20 protein-coding genes are annotated in these 18,221 nt (G+C 59.9%); 11 read left to right on the forward strand and 9 right to left on the reverse strand.

The annotated features are described in order from the left end of the window. A partial coding sequence (locus LD28_RS23715) for a hypothetical protein (protein WP_206538765.1) occupies nt 1–194 on the forward strand: 194 nt, incomplete at its 5' end. Nucleotides 195–370: 176 nt separating this feature from the next. Here the strand turns inward: LD28_RS23715 and LD28_RS0114550 are convergent. Both LD28_RS0114550 and fabR read right to left on the reverse strand, forming a co-directional pair. Further along, nucleotides 371–736 (reverse strand): YijD family membrane protein, encoded by a 366-nt coding sequence (locus tag LD28_RS0114550; RefSeq protein WP_033137671.1) that lies wholly within the window; start codon nt 734–736, stop codon nt 371–373. Between the two features lie 19 nt (nt 737–755). Beyond that, on the reverse strand, nt 756–1,376 hold the full coding sequence (fabR, locus tag LD28_RS0114555; RefSeq protein WP_005339921.1) for an HTH-type transcriptional repressor FabR: 621 nt from the start codon (nt 1,374–1,376) through the stop codon (nt 756–758). 148 nt (nt 1,377–1,524) lie between these two features. Between fabR and LD28_RS0114560 the strand changes: the two genes are divergently transcribed. Then, nucleotides 1,525–2,643, forward strand: a complete 1,119-nt coding sequence (locus LD28_RS0114560; RefSeq protein ID WP_033137672.1) for a fatty acid desaturase — start codon at nt 1,525–1,527, stop codon at nt 2,641–2,643. A gap of 78 nt (nt 2,644–2,721) precedes the next feature. Here LD28_RS0114560 and LD28_RS23130 read toward each other — a convergent pair whose 3' ends face one another. After that, nucleotides 2,722–2,865 (reverse strand): hypothetical protein, encoded by a 144-nt coding sequence (locus tag LD28_RS23130; protein ID WP_162182404.1) that lies wholly within the window; start codon nt 2,863–2,865, stop codon nt 2,722–2,724. A 187-nt stretch (nt 2,866–3,052) separates the two neighbouring features. Between LD28_RS23130 and LD28_RS0114565 the strand changes: the two genes are divergently transcribed. Then, nucleotides 3,053–3,679 (forward strand): lysoplasmalogenase, encoded by a 627-nt coding sequence (locus LD28_RS0114565; protein ID WP_033137673.1) that lies wholly within the window; start codon nt 3,053–3,055, stop codon nt 3,677–3,679. 79 nt (nt 3,680–3,758) lie between these two features. On the opposite strand, the gene LD28_RS0114570 is transcribed toward LD28_RS0114565, so the two are convergent. Both LD28_RS0114570 and LD28_RS0114575 read right to left on the reverse strand, forming a co-directional pair. Beyond that, nucleotides 3,759–5,312, reverse strand: coding sequence for a DHA2 family efflux MFS transporter permease subunit (locus LD28_RS0114570; RefSeq protein WP_033137674.1), 1,554 nt, complete (start codon nt 5,310–5,312; stop codon nt 3,759–3,761). After that, nucleotides 5,312–6,364, reverse strand: a complete 1,053-nt coding sequence (locus LD28_RS0114575) for an HlyD family secretion protein (protein WP_033137675.1) — start codon at nt 6,362–6,364, stop codon at nt 5,312–5,314. The genes LD28_RS0114570 and LD28_RS0114575 overlap by 1 nt, the downstream gene beginning before the upstream one ends. 96 nt (nt 6,365–6,460) lie before the next feature. On the opposite strand from LD28_RS0114575, the gene LD28_RS0114580 reads away from it, so the two are divergent. Both LD28_RS0114580 and LD28_RS0114585 read left to right on the forward strand, forming a co-directional pair. Beyond that, the gene (locus LD28_RS0114580) at nt 6,461–7,363 is read left to right on the forward strand and encodes a LysR family transcriptional regulator (RefSeq protein WP_033137676.1); all 903 of its coding nucleotides are present in this window, start codon (nt 6,461–6,463) and stop codon (nt 7,361–7,363) included. A gap of 9 nt (nt 7,364–7,372) precedes the next feature. Beyond that, entirely contained in the window at nt 7,373–7,687 is a 315-nt protein-coding gene (locus tag LD28_RS0114585; protein ID WP_033137677.1) for a putative signal transducing protein, read from the forward strand. 7 nt (nt 7,688–7,694) lie between these two features. Here the strand turns inward: LD28_RS0114585 and LD28_RS0114590 are convergent, their stop codons facing one another. Continuing rightward, the gene (locus LD28_RS0114590; RefSeq protein ID WP_033137678.1) at nt 7,695–8,978 is read right to left on the reverse strand and encodes a dicarboxylate/amino acid:cation symporter; all 1,284 of its coding nucleotides are present in this window, start codon (nt 8,976–8,978) and stop codon (nt 7,695–7,697) included. A gap of 209 nt (nt 8,979–9,187) precedes the next feature. On the opposite strand from LD28_RS0114590, the gene LD28_RS0114595 reads away from it, so the two are divergent. After that, nucleotides 9,188–9,433, forward strand: a complete 246-nt coding sequence (locus LD28_RS0114595) for a YecH family metal-binding protein (protein WP_033137679.1) — start codon at nt 9,188–9,190, stop codon at nt 9,431–9,433. Nucleotides 9,434–9,532: 99 nt separating this feature from the next. After that, a complete protein-coding gene (locus LD28_RS0114600; protein WP_033137680.1) occupies nt 9,533–10,132 on the forward strand; it encodes a YhgN family NAAT transporter in 600 nt (199 codons plus the stop codon). 79 nt (nt 10,133–10,211) lie between these two features. Here LD28_RS0114600 and LD28_RS0114605 read toward each other — a convergent pair whose 3' ends face one another. Beyond that, nucleotides 10,212–11,180: a LysR substrate-binding domain-containing protein gene (locus tag LD28_RS0114605; RefSeq protein WP_033137681.1), complete on the reverse strand. Its 969-nt coding sequence runs from the start codon at nt 11,178–11,180 to the stop codon at nt 10,212–10,214. A gap of 276 nt (nt 11,181–11,456) precedes the next feature. On the opposite strand from LD28_RS0114605, the gene tatA reads away from it, so the two are divergent. From tatA to LD28_RS0114620, 3 genes are all read left to right on the forward strand, one after another. Next, nucleotides 11,457–11,618 carry a twin-arginine translocase TatA/TatE family subunit gene (tatA, locus tag LD28_RS0114610; RefSeq protein ID WP_005339944.1) on the forward strand — a complete coding sequence of 54 codons (162 nt, stop codon included), beginning with the start codon at nt 11,457–11,459 and terminating at the stop codon, nt 11,616–11,618. Nucleotides 11,619–11,634: 16 nt separating this feature from the next. Then, the gene (locus tag LD28_RS0114615) at nt 11,635–11,937 is read left to right on the forward strand and encodes a YfcZ/YiiS family protein (protein ID WP_033137682.1); all 303 of its coding nucleotides are present in this window, start codon (nt 11,635–11,637) and stop codon (nt 11,935–11,937) included. 230 nt (nt 11,938–12,167) lie between these two features. Next, the gene (locus LD28_RS0114620) at nt 12,168–13,589 is read left to right on the forward strand and encodes an MltF family protein (RefSeq protein WP_193354318.1); all 1,422 of its coding nucleotides are present in this window, start codon (nt 12,168–12,170) and stop codon (nt 13,587–13,589) included. On the opposite strand, the gene LD28_RS23580 is transcribed toward LD28_RS0114620, so the two are convergent. After that, a complete protein-coding gene (locus LD28_RS23580) occupies nt 13,567–13,743 on the reverse strand; it encodes a hypothetical protein (RefSeq protein WP_005339947.1) in 177 nt (58 codons plus the stop codon). The genes LD28_RS0114620 and LD28_RS23580 overlap by 23 nt on opposite strands. 73 nt (nt 13,744–13,816) lie before the next feature. Here LD28_RS23580 and LD28_RS0114625 point away from each other — a divergent pair, with 73 nt between their 5' ends. Beyond that, entirely contained in the window at nt 13,817–15,070 is a 1,254-nt protein-coding gene (locus LD28_RS0114625) for a phospholipase D-like domain-containing protein (protein WP_033137684.1), read from the forward strand. Between the two features lie 526 nt (nt 15,071–15,596). On the opposite strand, the gene LD28_RS0114630 is transcribed toward LD28_RS0114625, so the two are convergent. After that, entirely contained in the window at nt 15,597–18,152 is a 2,556-nt protein-coding gene (locus LD28_RS0114630; protein WP_033137685.1) for a TRAP transporter permease, read from the reverse strand. Nucleotides 18,153–18,221 lie beyond the last annotated feature (69 nt).

Here is an 18,221-nt window from a genome sequence, read left to right on the forward strand (position 1 = left end):
TTGGTGTTTTTAGCGTGTTAAACAGCCAATATCTTGCTTTTGTCTGCCGCAAGAGAACTAAAAAGCCGGTTATTTCCACCATCTCCTGGCTATATCAGAGCCTTATTAGCTTCATTAACAGCCATTTGAACGCCTCTACAGGCGGTCAAATCAGGCTTCTGCCGCTTGCTGGCTATAGGGCAGTGCCATATTGACCACCCCCTCTTCCATCTGGACGTCGATCTTGAAGCCACGTCGCTGGCGAGGTTGGCTATGTCGCGATTGCCGGGCGTGGCGGATTAATCAGGTACAGCGCAAACAAAGAGGCCTTCCCGTTGGGAAGGCCTCTTTGTTTTATCTATCAGGTGATTACCATCACTCGGTCGATTTATCAGGGCTTCTCTTTCTTGCCAATGCTCAGGCCCAGCTTGATGGAGAGAGCCGCCAGTAGCAGCAGCATCATGATCAGGGAGAAGAAGTTACTGCCGAGTTCCGGGTATTGCACCTTGAGCAGCGCAGAGTGGCCGAAAGCACCGATAAAGAAGCAGAGCAGGGTACAGATGGGGGTGTTGCCCACCATGGGTTCATGGCGATAGTGCTGGAACAGCTGATAGGCTGCCAACCAGAGGGCAATCAGCGGGAAGAAGGAGAAGGGCACGACCGAGTTGGTCAGCACTGCCAGAGAGGCATCGCCACAGATGCCAATCAGCATTGCCATGGCGAGCGGTTTTTTCGGGATCATAAGCTGTTCAGGCATGTCGTTCTCCATCCTGTGGTCATGGGTGAGGTTCACGGCGCTTCTGGTTTTGTACCTCGGCGCCCATGGCGATCATCCGCAGTTGGCGAATTGTACGGTCGGAGAGTGCCCGGCACTCTTCGCTGGTCATGTCGAGTGCATCGGCACCGGCACTGAAGACGATGGTGACCATGGCTTCTGCCTGGATGTAGGCATCTTCCCGTGGCGCTTCGGTGGTGGCTTCCAGATAATCGGTCAGCTCGGCAATGAAGTGCTGGATCTCGCGAGCTACCGCCTGACGAAAGGCGGCCGAGGTGCCGGATCGCTCCCGCAGCAGCAGCCGGAAGATGTTGGGGTTGTTCTCGACGAACTCCATAAAGGTCTGCACCGAGGTGCTGATGACACTGCCACCACCGGCAATGCGCTGGCGTGCCTGGCGCATCAGTTGGCGCAGGGTGAGACCCCCTTCGTCAACCAGGGTCAGGCCCAGTTCCTCCATATCGCGAAAGTGGCGATAGAAAGAGGTGGGAGCGATACCCGCTTCACGAGCGACTTCCCGCAGGCTGAGATTGGAGAAACTCCGATTGGCGCACAGTTGGCTGAATGCAGCATCGATCAATGTACGCCGGGTTTTTTCTTTTTGTTGAGCGCGAATACCCACGAAATCAGTCACCTTCAGCTTATTGAGGCCAAATGATAACCCGAAGGCGCCTCAGGGGTCAGGTTTGTATCCTACTTTTTTACCATTGACCGTGAGGAAATCGCCATAGAAAATGGCTAACAGCTGTTCGCTGAAAGGATGCAATGAGATGGCCAGACCCCCCATTATTTTGACTAATACCCTGCTGTTCTCCCTTTCCGGGATAGTGGCGCTGATTGTCGTGCCCTGGTACGGCGTGACCCACGGTTACGATCTCTGGCAGTGGGCCAGTTTCCTGTTGTTGTTCTGCCTGAGTGGTCTCTCCATCACTGCAGGCTATCACCGGCTCTGGTCGCACAAGGCCTATAAGGCGCACCCCGCTTTGCAGTGGTTGTTTGCCATCGGCGGTGCGTTGGCGCTGCAGAATTCGGCATTGCACTGGTCGGCCGATCATCGCCGTCATCATCGCCATGTGGATGACAACGAAAAAGACCCCTACAGCGCGGGGCGCGGTTTCTGGTATTCCCACATCGGCTGGATGTTGCGGGAGCATCAGGGAGAGCGCTATGGCGATTACAGCAATGTGCGGGATCTGCAGAACAACCCCGTGGTCGCGTTTCAGCATCGCCACTATCTGGCGCTGGTGCTGGCGACCAATCTGGGCCTGCCGCTGCTGTTTGGCCTGATCCACGGGGACCTGCTAGGCATGCTGCTGTTGGCGGGCGTGCTGCGGATGGTGATGACTCACCACACCACCTTCTTTATCAATTCGCTGGCCCATATCTGGGGCAGTCAGCCCTATACCGACCGCAATACCGCTCGCGACAACGGCATCCTGGCCTTTTTCACCTTTGGCGAGGGATACCACAACTTTCACCACCTGTTCGAGAATGACTACCGCAACGGCATTCACTGGTGGCAGTTCGATCCGACCAAGTGGCTGATCCGGCTCGCCTCCTGGTGCGGTCTGGCGGGGGACCTCAGATCCTCACCGGAGGAGCGTATTGAGCAGGCCCGGTTGCAGATGCAGCTGAAGCGGGCGCAAGCCAGATTGCGCAAGCAGGAAGATCGCGAACTGTGGCTGGCGCTGCTACAGGAGGAGTACGACAAGCTGAGCCAGCAGCTGCAACACTACTATGCCAGTCGCAAACGGCTGCTGGAGCTGCGCAAGCGCAAGGCGCTGGCGCGCTATGACAGCCTCAAGCTGCAACTGGAGTACCGAGCCCTGCGGGACGGCGTTATCGCTGGTAAACGCAACTGGAGTCGCCTGCTGGCAGGCATTGCATGATGCTTTTCTGGTATCACGCATACCAAAGAGAAGACCGCCAGCTGGCGGTCTTCTCTTTGGTATGCGTGTTTGAACGGGCTAGTTGGCTTGGCTCTGCTGTTGCTGCAACTGATCCAGTGCCTGTTGCTCCTGCTGGCTGAGACCCAGCTGTTCGCAGGCCTGCTCAAAGCTGATCCCCAGATGGCACATCATGATATCGATGGCGGGCAGATAGTTTTTCATAGCTTCTTCCATGGTGATCCTCCAGACCCGTCTCTTATGCCCTGAACCACTCGATGCGGCAATTAGACTTTAGGCTTAGTCTGTCCATTTGATAAGCACCCCTGCCACTGGGGGAGGGAATTTGTTACCCTGCACCATGATAAAAACGGTTGCCGTATGACTGCGAGCAACAGGTGAGGAGCAGGGCATGTTATTGAGTTTCTTGATCATCGCTTCAGGTTGGTGGCATATCCGTGCCGCCTACGGTTCAGACAGCCGCCAGTTCTATATCAGCAAGCCGCTGACCATGCTGTTTATCATCGCGTTGGCGTTCGGCTATCAGAGTTATGACCACGACGGTTCTCACGCCTGGATCCTGCTCGGTCTCTGCCTCTCGCTGGCGGGCGATGTGCTGCTGATGCTGCCAAGCGATCGCTTCATTCAGGGGTTGGCGGCATTTCTTGTCGCGCATCTCTGCTATATCGTCGGCTTTGCCCAGGGGCCGTTGGTGCTCAATCTGGTGGATGGTTTGCTGCTGTTGCTGATCGCCGGCATGGTATTTGGCCTGCTGTGGGGCAAGCTGGGGGAGATGCGGATCCCGGTCTTCTGCTACATGCTGGTGATCATCGGCATGGCCTGGGTGGCCGCCGGTGCCTGGCATGCCTCTCTCACTGCCGGTTCTGCCGCCGCTCTGGTGGGGGCGCTGATGTTCCTCTTCTCCGACAGCATGCTAGCGCTCGATCGCTTCCGCCGGCCTTTTCCCCACGCTCGCGCCTGGGTCATGAGCAGCTACTTCGCTGCGCAATTCCTGATCGCGGGGTCGCTGGCGGGCTAACGCCATCTGGTTGAGTGCAGGTAACAGATAAAGAAAAACGGGCGCTTGCCCGTTTTTCGTTTTATGCCTCGGCTGTTTTTCACGCCTCTAGCGGCTCGGCATCCGCTGTCTGTGGGGCGGGGGATTTGAGCAACAGCATCAGGCCGCTGGCGATCAGCAGGAAGATCCCCATGATGTAGAACACCTGGTTGTAGGCCATGATGGCCGCTTCCCGGTTGATGGTGTTGGCCAGTATGGCCCGCGCTTGCTGCTGGGCAATCTCGGGGCCTGAGCCCTGCGCCATCATGCTCTGGGCCAGTTGTAGCAGGTAGCTCTGCCCTTCGATACTGCTGGCGGCCAGAGTGCTGCCGATCTGCAGTGCATGGGTGCGGGTATCGTTGTCGAGCAGGGTCGCGATGATGGCGATACCGAACGCGCCGCCGAGGTTGCGCAGCACGTTGAGCAGGGTTGAGGAGGAGGGGATCTCGTCGTGGCTCAGACTGGCGGTGGCGACCAGGGAGAGTGGTACCATGATGAAGGGCTGCCCCAGCGCCCGCACGATCAGCGACTGGATCAGTTGCGGCCCGGCGTAGTCGGCACTCATGTTGACGTTCATAAAACAGCTGACGGCGAAGATCAGAAAGCCAAAGCTCACCAGATAGCGCGGGTCTATCTTGTGGGTCAGCCTGGGCACCAGTGGCAGCACCAGCAGTTGCGGCAGCCCCATCCACATCAGCACCTCGCCGATTTCCAGCGCGTTGTAGTTATGGATCTGGGTCATGTAGAGCGGCAGCACATAGATGGAACCCATCAGCGCCATGCCGAGGATCAGATAGGCGAAGCAGGCCAGCGCGAAGCGCGGGTTGTGCAGCAGCCGCAGATTGACCAGCGGGTGACGGCGGATCAGCTGGCTGATGACAAAGAACACCAGCGCCACCACCGAAATGACCGCCAGTCGCACGATGAAGCTTGAGCCGAACCAGTCCTCCCGGTTGCCCTCCTCCAGTACTACCTCCAGCAAGCCGAGGCCGAGTGCCATGGTGACGATGCCGATGAGATCCACCCGCTTGATCACGGCCCAGTCCACCGGCTTTTTGTCCAGTCCATGGGCCAGCATGGCCATCACCAGCAGTCCCGGCGGCACGTTGAGATAGAAGATGTAGTGCCACGACATCTGCTCGGTGAGCCAGCCGCCGAGGGTCGGGCCGATGGCGGGAGCGAAGGTGGCACAGAGGCCAAACAGCGCCATGCCGGTGGCCCGCTTCTGTAGCGGCAACAGGGTGACGATGAGGGAGAAGGCCATCGGGATCAGTGCCCCGCCGGTGAAGCCCTGCAGCGCCCGGAAGACGATCATGCTGGTGAGGTTCCAGCTGAACGAGCAGAGCACGGAGGCGACGATAAAGGCGCCGGTGGTCCACAGCAGGTAGCGGCGCACGCTCAGCCCCCGGCTCAACCAGCCGCTCAGGGGGATGGCGATCATCTCCGCTACCAGATAGGAGGTGGAGATCCAGGAGCTTTCGCTCAGGGTGGCAGAGAGCGCCCCCTGAATGTCCTTCAGGGAGGCATTGGTGATCTGGATATCGAGGATGGCCATGAAGGCGCCGATAAGGCCCCCCATGACTGCGATCCAGTTGCGACGTGGAATGGGTTCCATCAGTTGGCGGCAACCACGGGTTCAGGAGTACGGGTATCCACGATCACCTCGCTGGAGAGGCCCGGCAGCAGCTTGCCAGCCAGCGGGCCCGGCTCGGGGATGCGGATCTTGACCGGCACCCGCTGCACGATTTTGGTGAAGTTGCCGGTGGCATTCTCCGGCGGCAGCAGGGCGAACTTGGCGCCGGTCGCCGGAGCCAGGCTGTCGATGATCCCCTCGACCGGTTGATCCGGGTAGGCATCCAGCACCACTTCGACCTTCTGGCCCGGCTGCATATGGGCGAGCTGGGTCTCCTTGAAGTTGGCCTCGACCCACACCTGTTGCAGCGGCACCAGGCTGGCGACCTGCATGCCGGACTGGACGTAGAGCCCTTCCCGCAGGCTGCGCTTGCCGATGATGCCATCGGCGGGTGCCCGCAGTTCGGTGTAGCCGAGCTCCAGCTTGGCCTGCTCCAGTTGTGCTTCGCTCAATGCCAGCTTGGCCTGGTTCTGCTTGCGCTCGGCATCCAGTACCAGCAGCCGTTCACGGGCAGCCTGCAGGGCGGCTTTGGCCTCCTGGGCTTGCGCCTGATTGACCTGCAGACCGGCACGCACCTCGTCCAGACTGTCTTGCGAGCTGTAGTGGCGCTGGTTGAGCTGGCTGATCCGGTTGACCTGCTGGCTGGCGCGCAGCTGTTCGGCGCTGGCAGAGACGACCTTGGCCTCGGCCTGCTGGATCAGACTCAGTTGTTGGGTGCGGGTGGCCGCCAGATTTTCGGCCGTTGCCTGATTGAGGTGCAGGTCGGCTTCGGCCTCCGCGACCTTGGTCCTGTATTCGCGATCATCGAGACGGGCGATCAGCTGGCCAGCCTTGACCGGCTGGTTATCGGTGACCAGCACTTCGCTGATATAGCCGGGCAGCTTGGAGCTGATCCCGGTCACTTCACTCTGGAGATAGGCGTTGTCGGTGCTCTCAAAATAGCGGCCGTGAAGATACCAGTAACCGGCGAACAGCAGACCGAGCAGCGCCAATATCATGGCTGCCAGTAGCGGGATTTTTTTATGTTGACTCATTTTTGTGGTTCCTGAACTTAAGGCGGGCAGGCTAACACTGGCTAACTGTTTCGATTAGTATTGATTTACGAGATATACAGTTTCACTGGTGCAACAATGGATCTCAATGCCGCGTTAATTCTGGTACGTATTGTCGATAAAGGCTCGTTTACTGCCGCCGCCCAAGAGCTGGGAATGACCAAAGCGATGGTCAGTCGTCGTATCGCCGAGCTGGAACAGCGGCTCGGGGTGCGGCTGCTCTACCGCTCCACCCGTCAGCTCACCCTGACCGAGGAGGGGGAGCAGTACTATCTGCACTGCAGCAAGGCGGTCGATGCCCTGACCGAAGCCGAGCTGATGCTGAGCGCCAGCCAGCAGGAGGTGACCGGCACCCTCAAACTGGCGGTGCCCATCGAGACGGGGCAACTGGTGGTCGGGCGGCTGGTCGCCAAATTCTTGCAGGCCTATCCCGGTTTGCAGGTGGAGCTGGAGCTCACCAACCGGGTGGTGGACCCCATCAGTGAAGGGCTGGATGCGGTGGTGCGGATTGGTGACATGAGCGACTCCAATCTGGCGGCACGCCGCCTCTGGAGTACCGGACGGCTGCTCTGTGCCAGCCCCGCTTATCTGGCGCGTAGCCCGGCAATCAAGCAGCCGGAGGATCTGGCTCGGCATGAACGGGTTGAGGTCAGCGGCAGTTTTCTCGCCTCCCACTGGTGCTTCGAGCTGGATGGTAGAGAGGTGCTGGTTGATCCGCCTTCTCGCTTCCGGGTCAATAACATTACTTGTGCTCGCGAGGCGGCGAAGGCGGGGCTGGGGGTGGCTTCGTTACCCGCTATGCTCTGTCAGGATGAGCTGGCCAGCGGCGAGTTGGTGGCCTTGCTGCCGGAGTGGCAGCAGCCCCGAGTGCCCATCTATCTTTTGTTTCCGGAGCGGCAACTGATGCCGCGCAAGCTGCGTGCTTTCATCGATTTCATGGTAGAAAATGGCGCCGAGTTCGGCATCGACAGGCTGTTGTAAGGGGGAGCTATGGATAACTGGATCAATCTCTATCGCGCTTCTCACACTCTGGAGGCCCATGCCCTGAAAGGCGCGTTGGAGGCGGAAGGGGTGGCGGTGCGCCTCAATGGCGATGGCTTGTCAGGGGCGTTTGGCGAGCTGCCGGTCGATATGTTGCAGGTGACCCTGATGGTACGGGCCGAGGACCGCAGCAAGGCGGGACGGGTGATCGAGCGCTATCAGCAGCGTCAGGGCAATGGCTGGCTGTGTGGCCAGTGCGGGGAGGAGAACGGCGCCAACTTCGACGTCTGCTGGCGCTGTCATCACGATCCCCACGACAGCTGATCTTTCGCTAGCGCAACGGGAACTCGATATCTTCCCCTGCGCTGGCATCGTGATAGATCGCCAGATCCAGCTCCTTTTCGCTGCGGGCGATCAGTACTGACACCAGAATATCCCCCGAAACATTGACCGTGGTGCGCGCCATGTCGAGGATCCGGTCAATGCCCGCAATCAGTGCCACCCCTTCCAGTGGCAAACCGACCGCCGTCAGCGTCAGGGTCAGCATCATCAGCCCGGTGCCAGGAGTGCCTGCGGTGCCGATACTGGCCAAGGTGGCGATGCTGATGATGGTCAGATAATCCACCATGTGCAGATCCACCCCGAATGCCTGAGCCACGAACAGCGCAGTGACTCCCTGATAGAGGGCGGTGCCATCCATGTTGATGGTGGCGCCGATGGGCAGCACCTTGGCGGTGATGGAGGGGGAGACCCCCAGCCGCTTCTCGGCGCAGGCCAGGCTGATGGGCAGGGTGCTGCTGCTGGAGCTGCTGGTAAAGGCCACGGCCTGGGCATCGACGATGCTTTTGAAGTAGTGCAGCGGATTGAGCCGAGCCAGCAGAAGCAGCAGGGTGCTGTAGACCCCGAGCACGTGCAGCAGGCAGCCGAGGTAGACCGCACCGATCACCTTGAGCAGCGGCAACAGCAGGTCGAGGCCATACTTGCCGGTCATCCAGGCCATCAGGGCGCAGACACCGTAAGGGGCGAGCGCCATCACCATCTGGGTCAGCTTGAACATCCCTTCCGCCAGTGAGGTGAAGAAGAGGATGGCGGGCCGGCCACGGCGACCGCTGGCGTTGAGGGCGACCGCCAGCGCCACCGCAAAGACGATCACTTGCAGGATCTTGCCATCCACCATCGCCTGTACCGGGTTGCTGGGCACCAGATGGCTCAGCACGCTGGCCAGGGTGGGTGGTTCCGACATGCCGATCCGCTCATAGGGGCCCATGTCGGCGCCCATGCCGGGCTCCAGCAGCCAGCCCATCATCAGGCCGATACAGATGGCGATGGCGGTCGAGCAGAAGTAGAGGCATATCGCCTTGCTGCCGATGCGATCCAGCCCCTTGCCCTTGAGCAGGGAGGTGAGACCGGCAATGACCGAGCAGAAGATGAGGGGCACCATCAGCATCTGGATGGTATTGACGAACAAGACGCCAAGGGGCTTGAGCAGCAGTGCCTGTGCTTCAAAACTGACGCCGAGGGCAACCCCTGTCAGCATGCCGATCAGGGTTTTGAGCCAGAGGGGGCGGCGGGTCCAGATCTGCCAGGGTTTGAAAGCCTCTCCATGGAACTGCATGACGCCAATATCCTTATACATTGTCTGCGATGGTCAAAAAGGGGCGCCAGTGTAGCGATCCCTGTGGCGGGTTGCCACATTATCGACAAAGCGGAGATGGTGACTACTCCCTTGGTCAGGTAATGCGCAATTTATTGGCCTATATCAAGATCCCTCAGAACAGGGCAGGATTTAATAGACATTAAATATGTTTATTATTGAGGTGAGAGATGTCGCAATCGGTACATGGTCACGAAGTGATGGAGATGATGCTGGCAACGGGAGGGCAATTTACCCGTGCCAGTCTCAAGCAGGCGATGACGGAGCGGTTCGGGGCTGATGCCCGTTTTCATACCTGCAGCGCCCGCGAGATGGATGCCGAAGCGCTGATCGATTTTCTGGCCGCCCGCGGCAAGTTCATTGACTCGGCCGACGGTTTCCAGACCCATGCCGACAAGATCTGCCACCACGGCTAACCCCTTGGCGAGCGCATCATGGCGCTCGCTGAACTGCGCGCCATTTGTTATATTTCGCCCCTTCTCTTTTCCCTATTCAAGGCGTAATCAGGGCGTTGTATGGATACTTTTTCTGCCGCAGTCATGCTGTTTCTGATCATGGATCCGCTGGGCAACTTGCCGGTCTTCCTCTCCATCCTGCGTCATATCGATCCCAAGCGGCGGCGCAAGGTGATGATCCGCGAACTGCTCTTCTCGTTAGCCATCATGATGCTGTTCCTGTTTGTCGGTCAGCAGATCCTCGGGTTCCTCAACCTGCGGCAGGAGGCAGTCAGCATCGCGGGCGGCATCATCCTGTTCCTGATCGCCATCAAGATGATCTTCCCCAGTGAAGGGGGCGTGACCGGACTGGCTGCTGGCGAGGAGCCCTTCCTGGTGCCGATGGCGATCCCGATGATTGCTGGCCCCTCGATCCTCGCCTCTTTGATGTTGCTGGCCAATCAGGAGCCGACCCGGATGGTGGACTGGTCGCTGGCGCTCTTTATGGCTTGGGCTGCCAGCGCGGTGATCCTGATGTTCTACGAGGTATTCAACAAGTTGCTGGGTGAGCGTGGACTCACTGCGGTGGAGCGGTTGATGGGGATGCTGCTGGTGATGATCTCGGTGCAGATGCTGCTCGATGGTGTGCACCACTACCTGGCGGTCACCGGTCAGAACTGACCGACCAACAGCTTCAAATAGAGAGAACGGGGCCGCCAGAGAGCCCCGTTTTGCTGCCTGCGATAAGCAGACCCTGTGGTCAGGCGTGTTCGACAGCAGTGGGTTCCAGCTTGCTCATGATCAAGGCGAGCAGGGTCTCCCGCAGCCAGCGGTGGCCCGGATCCTCGCTATGGCGCTGATGCCAGATCAGCAGGTGGGAGATGCTATCCAGTTCAAGGGGCAGCGGCAGCTGCAACAGCGGATAGACCTGGGTGGCATGGCGGGCATAGAGTTTGGAGAGGGTCACGATCATATCGGAGTGCATGCCGATCCGCAGCGCCGCCTCGAACGAGGGGACCGTGGCCTCGATGCGCCGGTAGAGATCCTGCTCTGCCAGCTTGTGATCCAGCATCCAGCGATCCCGCCCCTCGCAGTAAGTCTGCACATGGGGATAGCTGAGGTAGTGATCGAGATTCCAGTTGGGCTCTCGCAGGGCGGGGTGGTGTTGCTGCACCAGGCAGGTGAGATCGTCGATGGCCAGCAGGCGCTGGCAGATACTGCCGGGCAGGGTGTCGAGCCGGTAATCCGAGTTGATACAGTTCTCCCGCACCGCGAAGGCGATATCCACCTGCCCTTGGCTCATCTCGGTCAGGCTGGTTTCGGTCCACTCTTCATAACGCAGACGGATGTGCGGCGCCTGCTGTTTCAGCTCGCTCAGATAGAGCGGAGCAAACAGGGTGAAGGCGCTGTCCATGCTGGCGATGACGAACTCCCGCTCTGAGCTGGCGGGGTCGAACTCTGGCGGCTGGATCAGGTTGTCGAGCGACAACAGAATGGGTTGCAGCTGCTGTTGCAGCGCCAGCGCGCGGCCGGTAGGTTCCAACCCGTAGGCGGAGCGGATAAAGAGGGGATCATCAAAGGTATCGCGCAGGCGACCGAGCGCCTTGCTGACGGCTGACTGACTCAGATGGAGGCGGCGGGCGGCCTTGCTGCCATTGCGCTCTTCCAGCAGCACTTGCAGGATGATTAGCAAGTTGAGGTCGATGCGACCCAGTTGTTCCAGTAGCATGATATGAATCCTTTTCAATTCTAAGATGAATTTATACCATTTGTTTTCATATCTTGGCGACCTTATCCTCAAGTGGTCTCAGGTTCGCATGAACCACTGGTACAGGATGTAGCGGTTGAGGGGACACGTAGCACACTTAATATGGCGACCTCAGGGTCGCCCTATTTTTTGGCTCTGATTTATTTGCCCGCTTGCACCCGCCTTGATTTTGCCCAACAATCCCAGCGTTCTATTTTGATATAAGTAACAGATATCTCTTTGTGAGGGAGTATCCCTATGGGACTCGGTGGAATTCATATCTGGCATATGTTGATCCTCTTGCTGGTTGTCGTGCTGGTCTTCGGCAGCAAGCGTCTGGCCAGTGCAGGTGAGGATCTGGGAACCGCTATCAAAGATTTTCGCAAGGCGATGCGCGACGACGCAAATCATCCGAAATAAGCAGTAGGAGTAGAAAATGTCTGTAGACGAGAAAGTTGAACTGAACGAAACCTGTGACAGCTGTGGCTGTTTTGCCGAGATCGGCACCATCATCGGCGAAGGCGACGATGTGATGGATCTGGTGATTGAAGCCGCTGCCGAGGCGGATGCCCGCACCAAGCTGGCTGCCTATGAAGCACTGGCCAAGCAGGTCACTGCCGAAGCTCAAGTGAGCAGCGAACTGACCCAGGGCGCCAACGGCGTGATCCTGAAAGCCCGCCTGCAATTCACCTGTACCGCTGAAAAACTGATTTTCGAAATGCGGGCTCGCTCTATCTGAGTGGTCTGATAACGCGGCAGGGTTTGCCTGCCGTGTTGACCCTTCTGCTGTGGGTCGGCGTTCTATAGTTACTCTATCCCGCAGACGTTTTTGCCCGGCGCGAGTCGGCCAACAGAAGGCGTAAATATGATGACGCAGCGATGGATCTCTGCCGTAACACCTACCTTCTATAGCGGTTTCTCTTGTGGGCAAATAGCCGATATCGCGCTGCAGAAGGTGAGCACATCATGATGCGGCGCTGGATCTGGGCTCTACTGGCCCTTTGTTCTCTTCCCCTGCTGGCGGCTGATCTCAAGCCACAGCGTCTGCCCCAACCCGGGGATCTCGACAGCATTCTGCAAAAGCGCGAACTCAGGGCCCTGGTGGTCTATGAGCGCGGCTTCTATTTTCTCGATCGTGGCTCCCAGTACGGCATTCTGGTCAACCAGCTGCAAGGGTTCGAGCGCTGGCTGAACAAGACCTATCTCGCCAAAGAGAAGGTCAAGCTCAAGGTGGTCTACATCCCGGTGCGGCAGGACAAGCTGCTGGACTATCTGGCGGAGGGGCGCGGCGATCTGGTGGCGGCGACCATGACGGTGACCCCGACCCGGCGCGAGCAGGTGGCCTTCTCCCGGCCGCTTATCTCCTCTATCGAAGAGTGGGTGGTGAGCCAGAATAGTCTGCCCGCCTTCAACCGCATTACCCAGCTCTCCGGCCGTCGGGTCTGGGTGCGGGCCAGCTCCAGCTACTACGAGAGTCTGCGCCAGCTCAACTGGCTGTTTCGCGAGTTGGGGCTGCCCCCCGTCTATATCGAGACGGTACCCGAATACCTGCAGGATGGCGATCTGCTGGAGATGGTGGCCGCAGGCATCATCCCGTTGACGGTGACCGATAGCTACAAGGGACGGATCTGGCTGGGGGGCATGATCTCCGGCCTCAAGGCCCACAAGCTGGTGCCGCTGCGCAGCAACGGCACCAGTGCCTGGGCACTGCGCAAGAACAGCCCCGAGTTGCTCAAGGCGGTCAACGGCTATCTGGCGAGTGCCAGCCGCAACAGCCTTTATAGCGACATGACTCTGCGCCGGTTGCTGGTTCACAGTGATCAGATGAGCAATATATTGGCGCCGGATCCTATGGGGCGACTGGCGACCATTCGCAAGGTGCTGGAGCTGCACGCCAATAAATACGATCTCGACTGGCTGATGCTGGCGGCGCTCGGCTACAAGGAGTCCGGCCTCAACCCCAAGGTGCGCTCGCACAAGGGGGCTGTGGGCATCATGCAGCTGCTGCCCAGCACGGGGCGGGAGGTCGGCATCAATGGCGCCAAGCTGACCACCCTTGAGGGCAATGTGGAGGCCGCCTGCCGCTACATGCGGTTGATCCTCGATACCTACTTCAATGATCCCAAGCTGGATCGGCTCAACCGCCACCTGTTTGCCCTCGCTGCCTACAACGCGGGGCCGAACCGGGTGCAGGCGCTGCGGGGCAAGGCAGAGAAGCTGGGGCTCGATCCCAATGTCTGGTTTGGCAACGTGGATCAGCTGGTGGCCAACGAAGTCGGGCAGGGGCCGATCAACTATGTCGGCACCATCTACAAGTACTACGTGGCCTATCGTTTCAGCCTGCCCCAGATCGAGGGCAAGGCTGCCGCTATCGAAGCGGCTCGGCCCTGAGCCGGTTGACCGGCAGGGTCGCCTGCACGGTCGGCAACTGCCAGCCGCCGTCCCTGTGTTGCAGGAACCAGTGGGCGGGGCCGGTGGCCGGTATGAGATCTGGCTGGCTGAGCTGGCCCAGATAGCGCAACATCGGGGTATCATGCAGTTCCATCAGCAACTCCTTTTGAATATCTGACGAGGCTCGCCAGCGTTATGACACCCGGCCATGACAGCAGGATGACACCATGATCCCCGGATCCTTTGCCCTGATCGACGATCCCCTGCTGGCACTCAAGGTGCGCTGCCACTGGATCCGCCATGCCCGTGAGCGGATCCAGGCGCAGTACTACAGCTGGGAGGAGGACAGCAGCGGCAAGCTGCTGCTGAGCGAGCTGCTCCATGCCGCCCGGCGCGGCGTCAAGGTTCAGCTGCTGGTGGATGATCTCTATGCCGGTGACAACCGCTTTCTGGAGATGGTGGCTCACTACCCGGGGATCGAGGTGCGGCTGTTCAACCCCTTCTGGCTGCGGGGCTGGCGCCCGCTGGCACTGCTGCTGGAGGGGTTGCTCAGCTTTCGCCGTATCAACCACCGGATGCACAACAAGCTGTTGCTGGTGGATGGCAAGCTGGCGCTGATTGGTGGGCGCAATATCGGCGATCGCTACTTCGGTCTGGATCCGCAAGCCCCCTTCGTGGATCTCGATCTCGCCTGCCAGGGTGGCCTGTGCCAGCAGATGGCACAGGGGTTCGAACAGTTCTGGCACAGCCGCTGGAGCCACCCCATCCGCCATCTGCTGCGCCGCGAGCTGCTGCCCGCCGAAATAGAGGTGGTCAACGACTTCCTGCTCACCATGATGGATCCGGCGGTGGCAAGGGTCTACGATCTGCCCGCGGAGCTGTTTGATGAGGCTGACGTGCCGCTGCAGTGGTATGAGGGACGGGCCGAGGTGTGGTTCGACCATCCCGGCAAGGGGCTTATCTCCCGCCCCACCACCGCTCGTCAGCTCTGGCGTCTGCTGGCTGACAATCCCCGCTCGCTGGGGTTGGTGACCCCTTACCTCATCCTCACCCGCGGATTTCGGCACCGCCTGGCGCGGCTACGCCAGCAGGGAGTAGCCATCGACATTCTCACCAACTCGCTGGCCAGCACCGATGTACCGCTGGTCTATGGCGCCTATCAGCGCTATCTCGGCTGGTTGCAACGTCAGGGGATCCGGGTCGCCGAGTTTGACCATGGCCACGGCAGCCTGCACGCCAAGCTGATCCTGCTGGGGGAGGAGCGGGCGCTGTTTGGCAGCCTCAACCTCGATCCCCGTTCACTCTTTCTCAATACCGAGCTGATGCTGCATCTGCACTGCCCGCCAATTTGCGAGGCGCTGCGAGATTGGTTGGCTCGCTGGCAGGAGCAGACGGGTGGATCGCCACGCCAACCCGAGGGGTGGTCAAGGCGGCTGATGGCCCGCCTGAGTGACTGGTTGCCACTGCGTCGCTGGCTGTGAGGCGGCCATTTTTTGTGCGAGATCTCGCAAAGCCTTGTAAGCCATTGCAGACGACCCTTGCGGGTGAATAACTATCTGAGAAGCTATCTGGCTGTTTTATAACAATTTAGTTGTGATGATAAGGCTGTTTTTTGTACTCTTATGTGAATGGAATGGCCATAAAAACGTTTTTTATTTTGTTTTTATGCGTAATATTTCAGTTGCAAGGACAAACACGGCGGCTTGTCTGCCGTGTGGACGAAGGTTGTAACGGGTTGCTGGCCAGTTGCATCGCTGCAATTGGCGCGCACTTCAGATGGGTCGCGAACTATCGGAAAGTGAAACAGAGACCCGGCGTGGCCGGACTCCAATATGGAACATGCTATTTGCGAGGGGGTGACATGGATATGTCACCCCACTTTTTTTGGCCGCTCGCCACCGTTTAACGTTTTCCATGACGGTCGCCCATTACAAGGCATCCGCAACGATGGCAACGCAATAAAAAGAGGGCCGCACTGGCGGCCCTCGGTCTTATCTGTTCGGTGGATTAACCGGCCTTGACGTTGCGGCGACGCTGCAGCCAGACGATCACCCCAAACAGCAGGAAGCCCGGGATCCACATCCACTCCTTGGTCCAGCGCTCGGTCGGCGCCTTGACGGTGAGGATCTCCTGATCGAACTCCAGCCCCATGGTGGCGGCCGGGCTGCCAAAGGCGACGTTGTCGATCAGCGTCTTGCCATCCTGCTCATAGAGGCTCAGCCCCAGATTGGCCAGCCGCTCCTCGCCATTTTCCCCATCCGGTACGGCGACCAGCAGGGTGAACTTGCGTGGCTTGCCCACTGCATCTTCACCGAGGATCCGCAGCCGCAGGGTGCTCTCCGCCTCCACCTCGCCCAATGTTTTCGCCAACTCGGCAGATGGGGTAACCCGATAGGGATCGTGGAGCCTGTCCATCCAGAAACCCGGGCGGAACAGGGTGAAGGCGACCAGCAACAGCAGCACGCTCTCGTACCAGCGGCTCTTCACCAGGAACCAGCCCTGAGTGGCGGCGGCGAAGATCAGCATGGCGATGGTCGCCACGATGAAGATCAGCACCCCGTGGGCGAAGTCCACGTCGATCAGCAGCAGATCGGTGTTGAAGATAAACAGGAACGGCAACGCCGCGGTACGCAGGCTGTAGTAAAACGCCGTGATCCCGGTCTTGATGGGATCGCCCTTGGAGACGGCTGCAGCCGCGAAGGAGGCCAGCCCCACCGGCGGCGTCACATCGGCCATGATGCCGAAGTAGAAGACAAACAGGTGCACCGCGATAAGCGGCACGATCAGCCCGTTCTGCTGCCCCAGCGTCACTACTACCGGTGCCAGCAGGCTGGAGACGACGATGTAGTTGGCGGTGGTGGGCAGCCCCATGCCGAGGATCAGGCTCAGCAGGGCGGTGAGCAGCAGCATCAGCAGCAGGTTACCCATGGAGAGGAACTCCACCAGATCAGCCAGCACCAGACCAACCCCGGTCTGGGAGACCGCACCCACGATAATCCCCGCGGTGGCGGTGGCAATGCCGATACCGATCATGTTGCGGGCACCGGCAACCAGCCCTTCCCGCAGATCCACCACGCCGTCAGCGACGGTGCCGTAGTCATGCTTGCCGTCCTGGCGCAGCCAGTTGAGCAGCGGGCGCTGGGTCAGCAGGATGATCACCAGCATCACGGTGCCCCAGAAGGCTGACAGCCCCGGCGAGAGGCGCTCCACCATCAGGCACCACACCAGTACTACCACCGGCAGCATGAAGTGCAGGCCGGAGAGCAGCACGGCACGGGTATCGGGCAGCTCGGTGAGCGGCTTGTCGGGATCTTCTGCTGCCAGCGGTTCGTTGTTGGCGGCGATCTTCAGCAGCCCCAGATAGGCTAGCGCCAGCAGCAGACTGATCCCCGGCAGGGCGTAGTCACCCAGCACAGGCTTGAGCCAGCCGAGGCCATAGTAGACCGCCAGCGACAGGCCGCTGATGAGGGCCGCGCCAAAGGCAAAGCCGGTCAGGCGGTGCAGCCAGGGTTTGGGTTGATGGTTGCCGATGGGCTGCATGCCCAGTTTCAGCGCTTCCAGATGGACGATGTAGAGCAGCGCGATGTAGGAGATGGTGGCAGGCAGGAAGGCGTGCTTGATGATCTCCACATAGGGGATGCCCACATACTCCACCATCAGGAAGGCGGCCGCCCCCATCACCGGCGGCATGATCTGGCCGTTGACCGAGGAGGCCACCTCGACCGCCCCCGCTTTCTCTGAACTGAAGCCCACCTTCTTCATCATCGGAATGGTGAAGGTGCCGGTGGTCACCACGTTGGCAATCGACGAGCCGGAAATCAGACCGGTCAGGCCGGAGGCGACCACTGCTGCCTTGGCCGGGCCGCCGCGCAGGTGGCCGAGCAGGCTGAAGGCGAGCTGGATAAAGTAGTGACCGGCACCGGCACGCTCCAGCAGGGCGCCAAACAGCACGAACAGGAACACGAAGCTGGTGGAGACGCCAAGGGCGATGCCGAACACCCCTTCGGTGGTGATCCACTGATGGTTGGCCAGCGCGGTGAAGCTCACCCCGCGGTGCGCCAGCAGCCCCGGCATCCAGGGGCCCGCCAGGCTGTAGACCAGAAAGACGATGGCGATGACCGCCAGTGCCGGCCCCAGCGCGCGACGCGCCGCTTCCAGCAGCAGCGGGAGGCCGATGCAGGCGGTCACCAGATCGGCGGTGGTGAGGGTGCCGGGACGCAGGGCCAGCGCTTCGTACATCACGAACAGGTAAGAAGCGGCGCCAGCAGCGATCAGGCCGAGGGCGATATCGCCGAGGGGGACCCGATCTCGCGGCGAGGATCGAAATGCCGGGAACACCAGAAAAGCCAGCAACAGGGCAAAGGTGAGGTGAATGGAGCGGGTTTCGGTGTCATTGAGTACGCCAAACCCCACCATGAAGGGGAGTGGTGAGGCGATCCAGAGCTGAAACAGCGACCAGGCCAGTGCCAGGGCTGTGATGATCCAGCCCAGCGGGCCTAACGGCAGGCGAGCACCCACATCCTGAGCGATCAGCTCCTCGGTAGAGAGTTCTTTATCTTGCATAGGGTTAATTTGTGCCAACGAGTACAACAAGAGCGACACCCGCCCCCGCAATCAGGCGGCAGACGGGCG

The sequence above is a fragment of the Aeromonas finlandensis genome (assembly GCF_000764645.1).
Taxonomy (GTDB): domain Bacteria; phylum Pseudomonadota; class Gammaproteobacteria; order Enterobacterales; family Aeromonadaceae; genus Aeromonas; species Aeromonas finlandensis.

Bases quoted from the DNA above. Each gene is read 5' to 3' on its own strand.
- LD28_RS23580 (WP_005339947.1), bottom strand. From the start codon at position 13,743: ATGGAACTGCATGATACCCCGATGTTGCGCTATCTGGGCCAGCTCAGC.
- LD28_RS0114565 (WP_033137673.1), top strand. From the start codon at position 3,053: ATGTTATTGAGTTTCTTGATCATCGCTTCAGGTTGGTGGCATATCCGT.
- LD28_RS0114590 (WP_033137678.1), bottom strand. From the start codon at position 8,978: ATGCAGTTCCATGGAGAGGCTTTCAAACCCTGGCAGATCTGGACCCGC.
- LD28_RS0114615 (WP_033137682.1), top strand. From the start codon at position 11,635: ATGTCTGTAGACGAGAAAGTTGAACTGAACGAAACCTGTGACAGCTGT.
- LD28_RS0114605 (WP_033137681.1), bottom strand. From the start codon at position 11,180: ATGCTACTGGAACAACTGGGTCGCATCGACCTCAACTTGCTAATCATC.
- LD28_RS0114600 (WP_033137680.1), top strand. From the start codon at position 9,533: ATGGATACTTTTTCTGCCGCAGTCATGCTGTTTCTGATCATGGATCCG.
- LD28_RS0114585 (WP_033137677.1), top strand. From the start codon at position 7,373: ATGGATAACTGGATCAATCTCTATCGCGCTTCTCACACTCTGGAGGCC.
- LD28_RS0114620 (WP_193354318.1), top strand. From the start codon at position 12,168: ATGCGGCGCTGGATCTGGGCTCTACTGGCCCTTTGTTCTCTTCCCCTG.
- LD28_RS0114625 (WP_033137684.1), top strand. From the start codon at position 13,817: ATGATCCCCGGATCCTTTGCCCTGATCGACGATCCCCTGCTGGCACTC.
- LD28_RS23130 (WP_162182404.1), bottom strand. From the start codon at position 2,865: ATGAAAAACTATCTGCCCGCCATCGATATCATGATGTGCCATCTGGGG.
- LD28_RS0114595 (WP_033137679.1), top strand. From the start codon at position 9,188: ATGTCGCAATCGGTACATGGTCACGAAGTGATGGAGATGATGCTGGCA.
- LD28_RS0114630 (WP_033137685.1), bottom strand. From the start codon at position 18,152: ATGCAAGATAAAGAACTCTCTACCGAGGAGCTGATCGCTCAGGATGTG.
- LD28_RS0114580 (WP_033137676.1), top strand. From the start codon at position 6,461: ATGGATCTCAATGCCGCGTTAATTCTGGTACGTATTGTCGATAAAGGC.
- LD28_RS0114560 (WP_033137672.1), top strand. From the start codon at position 1,525: ATGGCCAGACCCCCCATTATTTTGACTAATACCCTGCTGTTCTCCCTT.
- LD28_RS0114570 (WP_033137674.1), bottom strand. From the start codon at position 5,312: ATGGAACCCATTCCACGTCGCAACTGGATCGCAGTCATGGGGGGCCTT.
- tatA (WP_005339944.1), top strand. From the start codon at position 11,457: ATGGGACTCGGTGGAATTCATATCTGGCATATGTTGATCCTCTTGCTG.
- LD28_RS0114550 (WP_033137671.1), bottom strand. From the start codon at position 736: ATGCCTGAACAGCTTATGATCCCGAAAAAACCGCTCGCCATGGCAATG.
- LD28_RS0114575 (WP_033137675.1), bottom strand. From the start codon at position 6,364: ATGAGTCAACATAAAAAAATCCCGCTACTGGCAGCCATGATATTGGCG.